General features: G+C 45.8%; 16 protein-coding genes. 15 read left to right on the top strand and 1 reads right to left on the bottom strand.

All coding sequences use genetic code 11. The features are described from left to right. Positions 1-11 precede the first annotated feature (11 nt). From trpA to NW213_RS07340, 8 genes are all read left to right on the top strand, one after another. Complete coding sequence (trpA, locus tag NW213_RS07375; protein WP_258322345.1) at positions 12-791, top strand: tryptophan synthase subunit alpha; 780 nt, start codon at positions 12-14, stop codon at positions 789-791. A gap of 377 nt (positions 792-1,168) precedes the next feature. Next, positions 1,169-1,795 (top strand): hypothetical protein, encoded by a 627-nt coding sequence (locus NW213_RS07370; RefSeq protein ID WP_258322344.1) that lies wholly within the window; start codon positions 1,169-1,171, stop codon positions 1,793-1,795. Positions 1,796-1,875: 80 nt separating this feature from the next. Further along, the gene (locus NW213_RS07365) at positions 1,876-2,973 is read left to right on the top strand and encodes a DUF3575 domain-containing protein (RefSeq protein WP_258322343.1); all 1,098 of its coding nucleotides are present in this window, start codon (positions 1,876-1,878) and stop codon (positions 2,971-2,973) included. An 84-nt stretch (positions 2,974-3,057) separates the two neighbouring features. Next, positions 3,058-3,909, top strand: a complete 852-nt coding sequence (locus NW213_RS07360; RefSeq protein WP_258322342.1) for a hypothetical protein — start codon at positions 3,058-3,060, stop codon at positions 3,907-3,909. Between the two features lie 40 nt (positions 3,910-3,949). Beyond that, positions 3,950-4,834, top strand: coding sequence for a fimbrillin family protein (locus NW213_RS07355; RefSeq protein ID WP_258322341.1), 885 nt, complete (start codon positions 3,950-3,952; stop codon positions 4,832-4,834). A 124-nt stretch (positions 4,835-4,958) separates the two neighbouring features. Continuing rightward, the gene (locus NW213_RS07350; RefSeq protein ID WP_258322340.1) at positions 4,959-6,596 is read left to right on the top strand and encodes a GLUG motif-containing protein; all 1,638 of its coding nucleotides are present in this window, start codon (positions 4,959-4,961) and stop codon (positions 6,594-6,596) included. A gap of 56 nt (positions 6,597-6,652) precedes the next feature. Next, complete coding sequence (locus NW213_RS07345; protein WP_258322339.1) at positions 6,653-7,018, top strand: Pvc16 family protein; 366 nt, start codon at positions 6,653-6,655, stop codon at positions 7,016-7,018. A 144-nt stretch (positions 7,019-7,162) separates the two neighbouring features. Continuing rightward, positions 7,163-8,041 carry a hypothetical protein gene (locus tag NW213_RS07340; protein ID WP_258322338.1) on the top strand — a complete coding sequence of 293 codons (879 nt, stop codon included), beginning with the start codon at positions 7,163-7,165 and terminating at the stop codon, positions 8,039-8,041. A gap of 86 nt (positions 8,042-8,127) precedes the next feature. On the opposite strand, the gene NW213_RS07335 is transcribed toward NW213_RS07340, so the two are convergent. Continuing rightward, positions 8,128-8,490: a type II toxin-antitoxin system HigA family antitoxin gene (locus tag NW213_RS07335; protein ID WP_258322337.1), complete on the bottom strand. Its 363-nt coding sequence runs from the start codon at positions 8,488-8,490 to the stop codon at positions 8,128-8,130. Positions 8,491-8,862: 372 nt separating this feature from the next. Here NW213_RS07335 and NW213_RS07330 point away from each other — a divergent pair, with 372 nt between their 5' ends. The 7 genes from NW213_RS07330 to NW213_RS07300 all read left to right on the top strand — a co-directional run bounded on the left by NW213_RS07330 (position 8,863) and on the right by NW213_RS07300 (position 15,831). Next, on the top strand, positions 8,863-9,912 hold the full coding sequence (locus NW213_RS07330; RefSeq protein ID WP_258322336.1) for an asparaginase: 1,050 nt from the start codon (positions 8,863-8,865) through the stop codon (positions 9,910-9,912). A 102-nt stretch (positions 9,913-10,014) separates the two neighbouring features. Further along, the gene (locus tag NW213_RS07325) at positions 10,015-10,701 is read left to right on the top strand and encodes a response regulator transcription factor (RefSeq protein ID WP_258322335.1); all 687 of its coding nucleotides are present in this window, start codon (positions 10,015-10,017) and stop codon (positions 10,699-10,701) included. An 18-nt stretch (positions 10,702-10,719) separates the two neighbouring features. Beyond that, positions 10,720-12,489: a cell wall metabolism sensor histidine kinase WalK gene (locus tag NW213_RS07320; protein WP_235339107.1), complete on the top strand. Its 1,770-nt coding sequence runs from the start codon at positions 10,720-10,722 to the stop codon at positions 12,487-12,489. Between the two features lie 281 nt (positions 12,490-12,770). After that, positions 12,771-13,472, top strand: a complete 702-nt coding sequence (locus NW213_RS07315) for an iron-sulfur cluster assembly scaffold protein (protein WP_154044054.1) — start codon at positions 12,771-12,773, stop codon at positions 13,470-13,472. Positions 13,473-13,491: 19 nt separating this feature from the next. Beyond that, positions 13,492-14,502: a GGGtGRT protein gene (locus NW213_RS07310; protein WP_022125481.1), complete on the top strand. Its 1,011-nt coding sequence runs from the start codon at positions 13,492-13,494 to the stop codon at positions 14,500-14,502. A gap of 171 nt (positions 14,503-14,673) precedes the next feature. Continuing rightward, entirely contained in the window at positions 14,674-15,018 is a 345-nt protein-coding gene (locus NW213_RS07305; RefSeq protein ID WP_258322334.1) for a hypothetical protein, read from the top strand. A 219-nt stretch (positions 15,019-15,237) separates the two neighbouring features. Beyond that, a complete protein-coding gene (locus NW213_RS07300) occupies positions 15,238-15,831 on the top strand; it encodes a hypothetical protein (RefSeq protein WP_258322333.1) in 594 nt (197 codons plus the stop codon). The last annotated feature ends 7 nt before the right edge of the window (positions 15,832-15,838 follow it).

The following is a 15,838-nucleotide window of genomic DNA, read 5'->3' as shown; positions in this document are numbered from 1 at the left end:
CAGATACAACTATGGACAGAATAAACGAGCTCTTCAGCAACAAGAAACATGACATCCTTTCAATCTACTTCTGTGCAGGCGCACCTAAGGCCAATAATACAGCAGAAGTGATAACATCCCTCGAAAAGAACGGAGTGGATATGATTGAGATAGGAGTACCTTTCAGCGATCCTCTTGCCGATGGTCCCGTAATTCAGAACGCATCATGTCAGGCACTCCGCAACGGCATGACACTGACCGGCCTTTTCGCACAGCTGGAGGGTATCCGCAACACAGTGAGCATACCTCTCATCCTGATGGGCTATCTCAATCCGATAATGCAATACGGAATGGAACAGTTCTTCAGGAGTTGCAGCAGCACAGGCATCGACGGGGCAATCATCCCCGACCTGCCTTTCGATGAGTACATGCAATCAGTTAAGCCAATAGCCGAAAAGTACGGCATCAAAGTGATAATGCTCATCACCCCCGAAACATCGGAAGAAAGAATACGCCTCATCGACGATAATACCGAAGGATTCATCTACATGGTATCGTCGGCAGCCGTAACCGGAGCACAGAAGGACTTTGACGCCCGGAAACAGGAATACTTCAAGAGGATAGAAGGCATGAACCTGCGCAACCCGCGCATGATAGGTTTCGGCATCTCAAACCGCCGTACATACGAGGCGGCGGCAGCACACGCCGCAGGGTGCATCATCGGAAGCCGGTTCGTGACCCTACTCAACGAAGAAAGCGGAAACGCTGAGCGGGCGATAGAACGGCTGAAAATGAATCTGGAAATACAGTAAAAAAAAATATTTATTTCCCTGATTTATACTTTATTTATCGTCAAAATACGCTATCTTTGCGACAGTTAATAAATTGAATTAAAATGTATTCCGGTTTGCGGCCCATTTTTGGAAATATAGTAATCTGTTCAGACAATGTTCTGTTGTCCGCTGCATCGTGCATATACCTGTATTCAAAAAAGTGTCTTGTAAATTTGGAAATGTGTGAGATTTGTGTAAACACACACACACACACACACATTGCGACCGGCGTATCTTCGCGCGTTAATATACTTATTATCATCAATACATGCAAGGGTGGAAACTCCTTTTTACGGGAGCTTTCCGCCCTTTTCCGTATTCGTATGCCCCGTTTAACCCATTAAAACAAAAGTCGTATGAATACCGAAATAACCATTATAGCAAGTATATTCCTGTTGCTGGGCGGACTGGCAGCGTTTCCGTTTACGCTCGATTACAGCAATACTTCATGGATGCCCCGTTGGATGCGTCCTGATGTGGACTACCTGGAACGTCCGTTCCGCTACGACTATCCCGGGCGCGGAATGCAAATAATCTTCTCCCTCCTTGTCCTGTTTGTGGGAGCAATGTCACTGCTTACCTTGCTGGACAAGAACCTGTCCCAAACGGTAACTCCCGGACAGTGGTTCGACAGTATGTCACTTGTGCTTCCTGCCTGTCAGGTATCCTGTATCCTGTTCATGCGTCAGGAATACAACGATCCGTTTGAATATGCCGACCGCCTTACCGGATTCAGCATGTGGAAAGTTACAGCGGCTCTATGCCTGATACCTCTTCTATGGTTGCCATACGTTGCCGGTCTATTAGATTCTTCCATATACCGTTTTACGGTACTTTCCTATAATTTGCTGGCATACGCCTTTCTCGTTTACGATTATATACGGGTTTATAGAAAACGTTTTGATTATGAATACTGGACACGTACTATAATAATTTTTTCCGTTACGAGTCGCGCGCCCGTTCGGATTTTGAAAGAGATTTGAAAGTAAACATGAAGGACACAGACTGAATAACGGAACTTCAGTATTGTAGATTTAACTAGTAAATTAAACCAAATAAAAATATGAGATGCCTGAAAAAATGGATTTGGACAGTTTTCCTTTCTTTGTTCCTGCTTCCCGCCGGGGCACAGGAACAGGCGGACACGACCTATACTTTCCGTTTCAAGACAGGAAAAGACATGTTCTATGTACCCTGGAACGGTAATGACGGGGAACTTGCGAGGCTGGAAGCCTGTGTAGAGAAGTACAAGACAGAGATACTCGGAGGCCGGATGCCGCTGCATGTGGACGGATACTGCTGTTCGCAACCCACGGAAACGGAAAATCTCGCCATGGCGAGAATCCGCTCGAATAGAGTGAAATCGGAACTTATCGTGCGCCGGGAACTGACGGAAGAATGCTTCGTCACCCGTAACCATGCGGCAGAAGGTGATTTCGTCACCGTGCGCCTGACGGTACCGGTAAAAGAGACAGCCGTAACGGATACGGATGCGAAAGCCCGATGCAAAGCGGAAGCCGAACGATTAGAAGCAGAAAAACGTGCCGAACAGGAACGTCTTGCCGAGGAGCAACGCAAAGCGGAAGAAGCCCGACTTGCCGCTGAAAAGGCAGAGGCAGAGAAAGCCGCTCAGCAAAACACATTTGCCGACACGCCGTCGGAAACCAAAATCACAACTGATTATCATCTCTCCCTGCGTGCCAACCTGCTGCGCTGGGCTACCCTGACACCCGATTTAGGACTTGAATGGCGCATCTGCCCGTCGTGGGGCATTGCCGTAAACGGCTCGTGGACTTCTTGGACATGGAGCGACAAGGACCGCCGCTACGCTCTGTGGAAAGTGGCTCCGGAAGTGCGTTACTACATGGGAGAGAAGAAAGCCTGGTATCTGGGTGCGATGTTCAAGGCCGGACAGTTCAACTACAAGCTCTCCGAAACGGGCAAGCAGGGCGACCTGATGGGTGGCGGCATCACTGCCGGCTACCGGCTGCGGCTGAACAAGGCACTGAATCTTGATTTCAACCTCGGCTTGGGCTACCTGAATGCCGACTATGAGAAATATGAGGTCATTGACGGTGTGCGAGTATGCCGCGGCAACGAGACAAAGGACTGGTGGGGCCCCATCAATGCCGGTGTGACATTGGTATGGAAAATTAAATGAAGAATGAAAGACTGGACCGACGGTCAACGGGGTTAATCCAATAATATTTGTTCTTTTGTTCTTATGTCTAAAAAACAGAATAATATGAAAGCAAGACAATATATAAATATGATGGGAATGGCAGCCGCCGTGCTGCTCTCTTCCTGCGTGAAGGACACGCTCTATGACACGCCGCACCCCGACAAGGGAGCTGTCACCATCAGCCTGACGGGACTGTCGGCAGACGATAACTATGTACTCGACATGGACGGGAAGGTGGCCGACATTACAGGTTCGCCATTCACCTATCCCGACCTGCTCAATCCGGGAACACACAGTATGGTAATCTATAACCGTGCGGAAGGTTTCACTTTCGACGGACGAATGGCACGGGTCAATGCCCCTGATGGCAAGAGCCGTGCGGACGGTGCATCCGTAATCTCCCTGCCGGGCTATCTGAAGACCGTCAGTCAGGAGATAACCGTAACAGCTGACGACACGCTGCGTGTCAATGCCGTTCCGATGCAGCGTGTACGTGACCTGCAACTGGAACTGGAAGTGACGCAGGGACGCCCCGGACTGATACAGAGCGTGACCGCCACCCTCAGCGGCATAGCCGGAATTTTTGATATGGAGAAGGGACAGACCATCGGCGAACCGGCCTCCACGGTCTTCTCCTTCACCCGTGACGGCAGCAAGCTCACGGCCGACGCCCGCCTGCTGGGTACGATGGGAGCCGTGCAGACGCTGGTACTGGACATCGTCTTCACCGATGGCGGACGCACACAGCGCACAGAGGTCGACCTGACGGAAGCCCTTGCAGACTTTAACAGCGATATGACCACCGCCTACCGTGTGACCGGAACACTGGAAACCCCCGTCGGCATGGAAGAAGGCAAGGGCGAAATTACCGGATGGGAAACGGTAGAAGGTGGCGATGCCAGTGCGGAAATGTAACGGGAACTATGCAATTTAACAATTAAAGACTATAAATATAATGAAGACAAGATTTTTTGCTTTCGCAGCGCTGGCATTGACACTTGCCGCCTGTAACAACGACAACGAGAACCTGAATGACGGCCCAGTAGCCGCCCAGTTTATCGCCGACATTACGCCCGCTACCCGCGTCAATTCGGGAGGAACCGACTGGACCGACGGCGACCGCATCGGCATCACCGGCGCCGGCTTCATCAACATACCCTACGTGAGAGAGAGCGGCCAGTTCGTGCCCGAGGATAAGACCATCTATTTCAATGATACCGAAACGAAGACCTTTAATGCCTACTATCCGTATCAGTCTGACGGCGGAACGGTGACCGTCAACACCGCAGCCGACAAGCAGGGCCCCGGCATCGACTTCCTCTTTGCCTCGGGAGCGAAGGGAAGCACCCGCAGCCCGGAGGTGAGCTTCACCGACAAAACCGACAAAGGCGGTGAAGACAACTCCTTCCACCACCGCATGAGTCTCATCAAATTCACCTTCAAGCCAGGCGACGGCCTCATTTTCAACGGAATGGAACCTGCTGACTACACGTTGGACGGACTGAAGCACGAAGGCACTTTCGACACGGCTACCGGAACGACTGCCGTAACCGAAGCCGCCGAATCGCCGATTACCATGCAGCTGGGCGGTGCCACCACTTCGCAAGTCATCATTCTCCCGCAGGGAGTGACCACCTCTCTTGACCTTACAGTGTCTTTCAACGGACTGGACTATACAACCACACTGCCGAATCCATCCAAGCCCGAAGCGAATCAGTTCTCCGCAGGCTATGCCTACACCTATAACATCACGCTCAACAACAAGGGCATCACGGTGGAAGAACCGGAGATTACCCCGTGGGAACCCGGAGATTCGAACAATGTAAGCATCACGCTGTAAGCCCTACATACCGCTGCCCCGGCGCAAGCGTCAAGCCGGAGCTGCCCATAGACACTATGGTGCGACGGCCGCCTTCGCAGGCGGCGGCAGCACAAAGCGAAAACAAATAAAAAGACAACCCGATATGAAGAAAAGACATTCCATCCATCTGCTTCTTGCCGCAGCCGCACTGCTCCTTGCCACGGCTGCCTGCACGAAGGACGAACTGGCGGACGGCGACCGTCTGCCCGAAGGACAATACCCGCTGGAGATAGCCCGCATCACCCTCAGTGTGGAGGGCGGCGAGGCACAGCCCTGGGGCACACCGGCGACGCGCGTCAGCGAGAACGGGGACGGCACGGGCAGCGTGTGGGAGTGGGACGGCTCGGAGATGATTGGCGTGCAGCTGGGCGACAAAACTACCACCTACACCCTAAATACCGACCATACCTTGCTCGCCGACCGACAGCTCTACTGGACAAGCACGGCGCCCAACCAGCCCGTCACCGCCTGGTATCCCGCCACGGACGGCACCCTCGACCTCCGCGACCAAGACACCAACGGCCTTGCCTACCTGCTGCACGGCACGGGAACGGGCGACTACCTGACCCCGGTCACGCTGACCTTCACCCACTCGTTGGCAAAGGTGCGCGTCACGCCCACCGGCGATGCGCTCGGCGAAGTGCAGAGCCTCCAGCTCTATACCTACACACAGTGTACTTATGAAAAGGGTACGGTAGTGCAAGGCTCGCAAGAGGGCTGGATAGAGATGAAGAAGTGCGAATACACCGAAAACGGCAACGCCTTCACCTGCTGGGAGGCGAACGTGGTGCCCGGCTACACGATAACCAAGCTGATGGCGAACAACGACAACAAGGAACGCGACCTCTCTGCTGCCATCACCCCCGAGGCGGGCAAGTTCTATGACATCACGCTGGATAAGGACAAGGGATATACCGTATCAGAGGACGGCAATACCTACGAGGTCTACAACCCCGAGGGCCTTAAGAACATCGCCGAACTGGTGAACAGCGGAGCGACCGGCATCAACATCACCCTTGATACAGACCTCGACCTGACGGATATGGAGTGGACGCCGATAGGAAATTATGAAAAGCAATACACCGGCACCTTTGACGGCAACGGCAAGACCATCACGGGGCTGACCTTTAACCAATCGGAAACCAACAATGTAGGACTGATTGGCAGTCTTGGTGAGAATGGTATAGTGCGGGACGTGAAACTGGATAAGGTTACTATAAAAGCGAACAATAATGTCGGTGGAATAGTAGGTGGAAATCGTGGAGGCTCCATTATTGGTTGTTCGGTGTCGGGAGACATCAGCGGAGCCCGACAGGTAGGCGGCGTGGTGGGATACTTTGGAGTTGGCTATAATGTAGTTACGGCCTGTTACCACGAGGGCAGCGTCAGCGGCTCCGTGTCTGTAGGCGGAGTGGCGGGAGATAGCGCTTATGGTTCACTAACTGCCTGTTACCATGCAGGAAATGTCAGTGGCTCTCAGTACGTGGGCGGCGTGGCGGGATACAACTCCACCACCGGCACCGTGACCGCCTGCTACTGGAGTGGTTATGACGGCACTGGCATCGGCACCGGTACCGCTCAAGCCACGAAGGTGGACGACACGACCGTTACTTGGCATAATGCCGTTGATGGCATGAACAGCGCCATCGAAACGTGGAACACCGCGAATCCCGACAAAACGTGCGACTGGCAGTACGAACTCGGCGACGAGGGTTTACCTGTATTGACGCAGCAACCATAAAAAGGCAGCCCGAAAGTTTGGCTGATTGGATATAAAATAGTAAATTGTAAGCATTTATGATACGCAAGATACTGACAACTTACGTTGCACGGCTGGATGAATATCTGGCCCGCTCACACCGGCAGCCCGAAGGGGTGGCCGAGGTCGGGCTGATAGGCTCCGCCGGCGAGCAATGCCCCAACAAGCTGGTGGTCTCACTCGTCAATCTGGAACGGGAAGCCAGCGGCGATGGCGGCTATATGCAGCGTGCCGCAACCGGCTATGCCGGCAGACGTCAGCCGCTGCTGCTGAACATGCACATCATGATGGCGGCAGTATATGAAGACAAACGGTATGCCGAGGCGTTGTCAGTATTGTCCGATGCACTCACTTTCATTCAGTCGCTGCCTCGGTTCGAGGTCGGCAATTCATTGGAAAAGTGAGATAAGAGAATAAAAAAACTCCCATTCCGGACGGGAGTATTGTGCCCGGTAACATCATACAGACACCGCAGCCCGCTACCGCAAGGTCAGTGGGCTGCACTTTAATAAGGAGAAAAGAATAATATAAAAAATGAGGTATACCGCATGAAACAGAAAACAATAGCAACCAGACACCTGCGCACCAAGATAGCGGCAGGATATGTGCTGATACTATTCGTCATTTTCGGCATCGTCTATATTTGGCTCAATGAACAGAACAGACAACAGGAATTAGAGATTACAAGCCAAAAGATAAGATGTTTACGCAAGGACATACACGAGGTATATGTTAAAATGGTGGATTTATCCCTTATTGGTGAGACCGTGCTGGACTGGAATGAGGAAGATATGAATATATACCATAAGAAGCGTCTGGAGGTGGACAGTCTGCTCAGCCTGTTCAAGTCCAGCTATCGCAGCGAACGTATAGACAGCGTCTGCCGGCTGCTGGCTGAAAAGGAAAATCTGCTGAATAAAATCATGCTGGTACTCAACGAACAGGAAGAAATAAAAGACAAAATAGCCCGACGGGTTCCAGTAATAGCCCGCAAGAGTTCGCAGGAAGAGCCCCCAAAAAGAAAACGGACAGGTTTCTTAGGACTGTTCGGAAAAAAGGAAGAAGCGAAACCGACTGTTACGACTTCCATGCTCAATACGCTGAACAGTGACGTGATAGCCCTCGTAGAAACCGATTTTGAAGCCGGCAAGCCGCTGTTCTATCGAACATCCGGTACAGGCAGCATCACCTTCAGCGCCGAAAGTGCCGCAGGCGTGGAACTGGTAACCACCCCTGCGACAGACAGCTTCATGGAAGGTACAATGAGTGTGGCTACACCCACCGCGGGCTACTTCCTGAAGAACGGCAACATCTATCCGATAGCCAATGGAGACAAAGTAAAGGTGAAGCCTTTCCGTGCGTATGTGAAGGGGCAGAATGATGCTTCGCAAGCAAGCGTCATGTCTGTCAATGTGGCAAGACCGTAACAAATCAAACAATGCTTAACCGGCGTTTAAACGGTATTTAAATACTGTTTAAACGCCGGTTAACTTTATATAGACATAATAGAGAACTATAATCCTAACATCGCAGATGGCTTGATATTAAGAATCTGGCACAATAATCTGGCAATTCTCAAAGTTGGCTCCGAACGACCGGATACGTAATCACTTACTCTTGAAGGACTTACTCCTAACTCCGCCGCAAGCTGCTTTTGCGTCATGCCTTTCTCTTCCAGCGAAAGTTCTATTAGCTCCGATACCGTAGGTTTATCAATAGGGTAATGTTCTTTCTCATAAGCAATCACTATATCAGACATCATCGTGAGTTCTATAGCCTTATTATCATTGGCCGGAGTATCATCACCTACCAGAGGAAGAAGTTCCTCGATACGTTCTAACGCAAATTCATATTGTTCCTTAGTAATATTACTCATATTATCCATAAAATTCGTTTTTGTAAAGTTATCAATTATTCTGAAATTCAAAACTATTACGCTAAGATATTTTCAAATCCAATATTAACGTTATCACTTTAACATTACAATATTTACAGACCAGATAAATATTTTAGTTTTTTTATAATATCATCAACCGTAAAACATATAGCAGATTTACCTTTCATAATACACAAAGGCTAGAGCATAATCCCGACAAATAGTAAGCGAATTAGTAGTACAATCATCACTCAACAATACTTTCAATTGACAATAGACACATTCCATACACAAATTAAATTGATTAACATTTTTAAATAAGGCATAAAATTCCTACCTTTGCACCATTAATTAAGATACAAAAACCGCATTATGATTAAACCGGATTACCCGTCAGTACTGCTTATATACACAGGAGGTACCATAGGTATGATAGAAAACCCTGAGACAGGGGCACTGGAAGCATTCAATTTTGACCAACTGCAGGAAAACGTTCCTGAACTGAAAAGATTTAACTACCGAATATCATCATATCAGTTTAACCCGCCTATCGACTCATCGGATATGGAGCCTGCATTATGGGCTAAAATGGTGAAAATAATCGACTACAATTATGACAATTTCGACGGCTTCGTGATACTTCACGGAACTGACACCATGGCATATACAGCGTCGGCACTCAGTTTCATGCTAGAAAACCTGAGCAAACCTGTAATACTGACAGGAAGCCAGCTTCCTATCGGAGTTCTACGTACCGACGGTAAGGAAAACCTCATAACATCAATAGAAATTGCAGCTGCAAAACATCCGGACGGAACAGCCGTGGTACCCGAAGTATGTATCTTTTTCGAGAACCATCTGCTGAGGGGTAACCGCACAACAAAAATCAACGCAGAAAATTTCAATGCCTTCCGCTCATACAACTATCCAGCACTTGCCACTGCCGGAATACACATAAAATATGAGTATGACAAGATAAAGAAGGTACAGCCTGGAGTGCCGATGCACCCTCACTATGTGTTCGACACCAACGTTCTGGTATTGACCATATTCCCTGGAATACAGGAGAAACTGGTACGCACAGTACTGAATACCCCCGGACTGAAAGCCGTAGTACTGAAGACATACGGATCGGGAAACGCACCGCAAAAAGGATGGTTTATAAAACTGCTTGCCGAAGCTACTCGTAACGGAATTGTAATAGTTAATATAACACAATGTCAGACAGGAATGGTGGAAATGGGACGTTACGAAACAGGTCTCCATCTTCTTGACGCAGGAGTGATAAGCGGCTATGACGCTACTGTAGAGAGTGTTTTGACAAAACTCATGTTCCTGCTCGGTCACGGACTGACACCGCGTGAGGTAAGAAACGAAATGAGCCGCTCAATAGCCGGAGAATTCACAAAACCGGTGTTGTAACACAATTGTAATATTTATTTCACACATCAGTAATAAAATCGCATCATTTTTGCACCTGAAAATAATATTGAATACATTTGTGAAACAATAAATAAAGGCATTATGAACGATTACAGAATTTTAGTCGTAGATGATGAAGAAGATTTGTGTGAAATCTTGAAATTCAACTTGGAAACCGAAGGCTATCTGGTGGATACAGCCAATTCGGCAGAAGAAGCTCTGAAACTGGATCTTACCCAATACAATGTCCTGCTGCTGGATGTGATGATGGGCGAAATTTCAGGTTTCAGAATGGCAAGCATGATGAAAAAGAACAAGGATACGGCAAATATCCCTATTATTTTCATTACGGCAAAAGACACAGAAAACGACACACTTACAGGTTTTAACCTTGGTGCCGACGACTACATTTCAAAACCATTCTCACTCAGGGAAGTACTGGCCAGAGTAAAGGCTGTGATAAGACGAACAGCCGGAGTACAGAACAAGAGCAACGACCAACTGATATTCAAAGATATGGTTGTTGACTCTGGCAAGAAAAAAGTAGTAATACGCGGTGAAGAAATCTCACTGACAAAGAAAGAATTCGAAATACTGCTTCTCCTCCTTCAAAATCAGGGACGAGTATTTTCACGCGAAGACATACTGGCAAAAGTATGGCATGACGAAGTATATGTACTGGACCGCACTATCGACGTAAACATCACACGATTAAGAAAGAAAATAGGAGAATACGGAAAATACATTGTTACACGTCTGGGATATGGATATTGTTTCGAATGTGAATAATTAATTGTAAACGAAGAAATGACAAAGTTTAACATACGTCTCCTCACTTTCAGCCGTAAGTTGTTCTTGTCTGTCATAACTCTGTTCGTAGCATTTGCAGCTTGCTTCATGCTGTTCCAATATCAACGCGAAAAATCATACAAGACAGAACTTCTGAACACCCAATTACAAAACTACAACGAACAGCTATACAGCTACATGGCTGATGCCGGTTCATTAGACTCGCTGAAAAACTATATAATGACCCACATGATTCCAAATCTAAGGGTTACTATAATCACTCCTGAAGGTAAAGTTATCTTCGACTCTACAGACAAGAACCTGGAAGAATTCCAGAACCATTCTTCCAGAAAGGAAGTACAGGACGCACTCATGTACGGCAGCGGATATGCCATAAACAGGTTCTCTGAAAGTATTGACGGAGAAGAATTCTTCTATTCCGCAAAATACTTTCCTAAACATCGTATAATCTTACGCTCGGCACTGCCATACAATCTAAGCCTTACCGAACATCTGGAAGCCGACATGGGATATGTGTGGTTTACAATACTCATCTGCATAGTTCTGATGGTTATATTCTACAGATTTACCTACAAGCTGGGAAAATCAATTACCAACCTGCAGCAATTCGCCCTGAAAGCCGACAAGAACGAACCTATAGACATGGATATTCTGCGTACATTCCCCAAAAACGAACTGGGAGAAATTTCGCAGCACATCATTACCATCTACAAAAGACTGCACAGAGCCAAAGAAGCACTCTACATAGAAAGAGAAAAGCTGATTTCGCACTTGCAGTCATCGCACGAAGGACTTGGCGTATTTACTAAAGAAAGAAAGGAAATCCTGGTGAACAGCCTGTTCACACAATATATCAATAATATTTCGGACCGTAACCTGAGTTCTACCAACGAGATTTTTACAATACCGGAACTCAAACCTATAATAGAGTTCCTCAACAAAAACGAAGGCAACTACAGTAAGGAAGAGAAAAGAACAGCACTACACCTCAACAAAAATGCGCGAACATTCACCATAGAATGTATAATTTTCCAGGATCTGTCGTTCGAAATATCAATAAACGACATAACACAGGAAGAAGAGCAGGCACGCCTGAAGAGACAGCTCACCCAGAACATCGCACACGAACTGAAGACACCGGTAAGCAGCATACAGGGATATTTGGAAACGATTCTAAGCAATCCGAACATTCCGAAAGAAACAGTCAAGACATTTCTGGAAAGAAGCTATGCACAAAGCAACAGACTTACCACACTGCTGCGCGACATATCCGTACTGACAAGAATGGACGAAGCACCGGAAATGATGGAAAGAGAAGCCGTGAACCTGAGCCTGGTAGTAGAAAACATAATCAATGAGGTTAATCTGGGACTGGAAGAAAAGCATATAAAGGTTATAAATCTGATGCCACAGGCATTGATGATAAATGGTAATCACTCATTGCTATACTCCATATTCAGAAACCTGATGGACAACGCAATAGCATATGCCGGAACAAACATACAGATAACCATCAACTGTTTCCGCCAAGACGATACGTTCTATTATTTCAGTTTCTCTGATTCCGGAGTCGGTGTAGAAGAAGAACATCTTACACGCTTGTTCGAACGTTTCTACAGAGTCGATAAAGGACGTTCAAGAAAACTAGGAGGCACAGGTCTGGGACTGGCGATAGTAAAAAATGCGGTATTATTCCACGGAGGAACTATATTTGCCAAGAATGCGCCTAACGGAGGACTTGAATTCGTATTTACCCTGCAAAAATAGAAACCATCAACGGGACTGCCTTGCAAGAAACGGCAGTCCCGTTTCTTTATATATATAATAAGGTGAACACACTATACAGAAATGAAAAAACAATTTGATAAGTGGAGTTTGCAAAATGACAGAAGCACATAAAAATAATTATAAAATGCAAGAAAAAGTTTGCATCCTAGGGTTGCAAAAATGAATAAAAGAAGTAAATTTGCGTTCGGAAAAGGCAAGTGTGCCTGTCCAAGGTTTACGAAATAACTTATTTTTTTATTATCAATAAAAACGTAAAGAATATGACTTATTCACACGAAGTTGAACACATGTGTGTTGTAAAAAAAGGACCTAATCATGGTCCGGCTCCAATTCCTGAAGAAGGAAAATGGGTTAAATCAAAAGAAATCAAAGACATTTCAGGTTTGACTCACGGTATCGGTTGGTGTGCTCCTCAGCAGGGTGCTTGTAAACTGACTCTTAACGTGAAAGAAGGTATCATCCAGGAAGCATTGGTTGAAACAATCGGTTGCTCTGGTATGACTCACTCTGCAGCTATGGCTTCAGAAATCCTTCCAGGTAAGACAGTTCTTGAAGCATTGAACACAGACTTGGTTTGTGACGCTATCAATACTGCAATGCGCGAATTGTTCTTGCAGATTGTTTACGGACGTACTCAGTCAGCTTTCTCAGAAGGCGGTTTGATGATCGGTGCAGGTCTTGAAGACTTGGGTAAAGGTCTCCGCAGCCAGGTAGGTACATTGTACGGAACATTAGCTAAAGGTCCTCGTTACCTTGAAATGGCTGAAGGATATATCAAGACTATCGCTTTGGATGAAAACGATGAAATCTGCGGATACGAATTCGTTCACCTTGGCAAGTTCATGGATGAAATCAAGAAAGGTACAGACGCTAACGAAGCATTGAAGAAAGTAACAGGTACTTACGGACGCTTCACAGCAGAACAGGGTGCAGTTAAACACATTGATCCACGTCACGAATAATATAAGGAGGAAAGAACATATGATTAGAGAAGTAAAATTTGAAAGCCAGGACCGTCGTATCAAACAGATTCTTGCTGCTTTGAACGAAAACGGTATCAAAGACATCGAAGAAGCTAACGCTATCTGCGAACAGTATGGTCTTGATCCTTATAAAACTTGTGAAGAAACTCAGCCTATCTGCTTCGAAAATGCTAAATGGGCATACGTTGTAGGTTGTGCAATCGCTTTGAAGAAAGGTTGCAAAAACGCTGCTGAAGCTGCTGAAGCTATCGGTATCGGTTTGCAGTCATTCTGTATCCCGGGTTCAGTAGCTGACGACCGTAAAGTAGGTCTTGGCCACGGTAACTTGGCTGCTATGTTGCTTCGCGAAGAAACTAAATGTTTCGCATTCTTGGCAGGTCACGAATCATTCGCTGCTGCTGAAGGTGCTATCAAAATCGCTGCAAAAGCAGACAAAGTACGTAAAGAACCTCTCCGTTGTATCTTGAACGGTCTTGGAAAAGACGCTGCTCAGATCATCTCTCGTATCAACGGATTTACATACGTTCAGACTCAGTTCGACTACTACACTGGCGAATTGAAAGTAGTTCGTGAAATCGCTTACTCAAACGGTCCTCGTGCAAAAGTAAAATGCTACGGAGCTGACGACGTTCGCGAAGGTGTAGCTATCATGTGGAAAGAAGGCGTAGATGTATCAATCACTGGTAACTCTACTAACCCTACTCGTTTCCAGCACCCAGTAGCAGGTACTTACAAGAAAGAACGTGTTCTTGCTGGTAAGCCATACTTCTCAGTAGCTTCAGGTGGTGGTACAGGTCGTACACTTCACCCAGATAACATGGCTGCTGGTCCTGCTTCTTACGGTATGACTGACACTATGGGTCGTATGCACTCAGATGCTCAGTTCGCTGGATCTTCATCAGTTCCTGCTCACGTAGAAATGATGGGATTCTTGGGTATCGGTAACAACCCAATGGTAGGATGTACAGTTGCATGTGCAGTTGACGTTGCTACTGCTTTGAATAAGTAATCTATACTTAATCGAATATATAAACTCCTGTAATCTAAATGGTTGCAGGAGTTTTTTTTGTTTGCCGTAATTCATTGTTTAGGAATATTCTAATAGCCTTTTCTTTGGTTATCTTGTCCTATTAAACAAGAAGAAACAATTTAAAAAGATCCAAAGAAAATGACCTTATTTATGGTCTTAATTGTAACCTTCTCATCTTGTAGTAAAGATGAAGACAAAGCATCTATCATAGGAACTTGGAAATATTCAAGTGAAGTTCCATTTATTGCAACTCATGTTACTTACAATGAAAATGGTAAATTTGAATTATTCAGTACAGATGATGATGATTACTCTGAATACGGAGAATATAAAGTGGAGAATGAAATTTTAATGGAAAAATATAGCGATGAAGATGAATGGTACAAAAGTAAAATAATAGGATTAACTGAAACTACATTAACATTGCAAGAAATGGAAGATGATGGAAGTCTTAGCAATGACATATACACTTTAACCAGAATATCAAACAATTAATAATACTATAAAACCAGAAGATAGAACAGCATTTGAGCCAAAAACTCTTATGCTGTTTTTCTTTTATGTAGATACTACATCTTAAGAAAATATCCAGATTATAAGCCCAAAGAAATAAAATGTTGTACAGAAACATGAAAGTTAAAAAAAGAATAACTATCTTTGTTTTGAACTCATAAACATAATCTTTATGGAATATATAAATGAATTTCACAAAGAATGGATAGAACGAACTCGCCAATCAATAGCATTCTGGAGCAAGCATCCTATATCGTTAGAAGAAAAAAGGAAACAACAGGAACGCTTGAACCAACAGAGAGCTATAAGAGAGGGCAAACAAAAGAGTTGATAGACTTTGCCAATTCCAACAATTTATGGATTTCTCTTTCTAACTTAAATGTTGAATTTCTTAGCAAAGGTGGAGAAAACGAGGTCTATACAGGAAACAAAGATAATATCGTTATTAAACTGAATAATTTTGAATACGCGGGTGATGATTTGGAGAATTTCTTCATCCGCATAAATGCACACAACAAGTTATTTGGTAACGTACCTTATCAGATGATAGGTTTTGCCTATAATAGCCAACAAGAATTCTGTGCAGTTCTTATACAACCTTACATTTTGGCTGAGCGAGAAGCTACAGAAGATGAAATAGCTACCTACATGAAAGCATTAGGCTTTGAAATGGACTATTACGACGAATATCATAATTCAGAATATGAAGTGTTTGATGTAGTTCCCAACAATGTGCTTTATGGCATTGACGGTGATTTATACTTTATCGACACTCAAATCAGAATACGGTCTTAATCCAAAC

The organism is Bacteroides sp. ET336 (genome assembly GCF_024733815.1).
Taxonomy (GTDB): Bacteria; Bacteroidota; Bacteroidia; order Bacteroidales; family Bacteroidaceae; genus Phocaeicola; species Phocaeicola cellulolyticus.
Note: the sequence above shows the minus strand (reverse complement) of the source record. Positions and strands in the feature narration are given on the sequence as shown.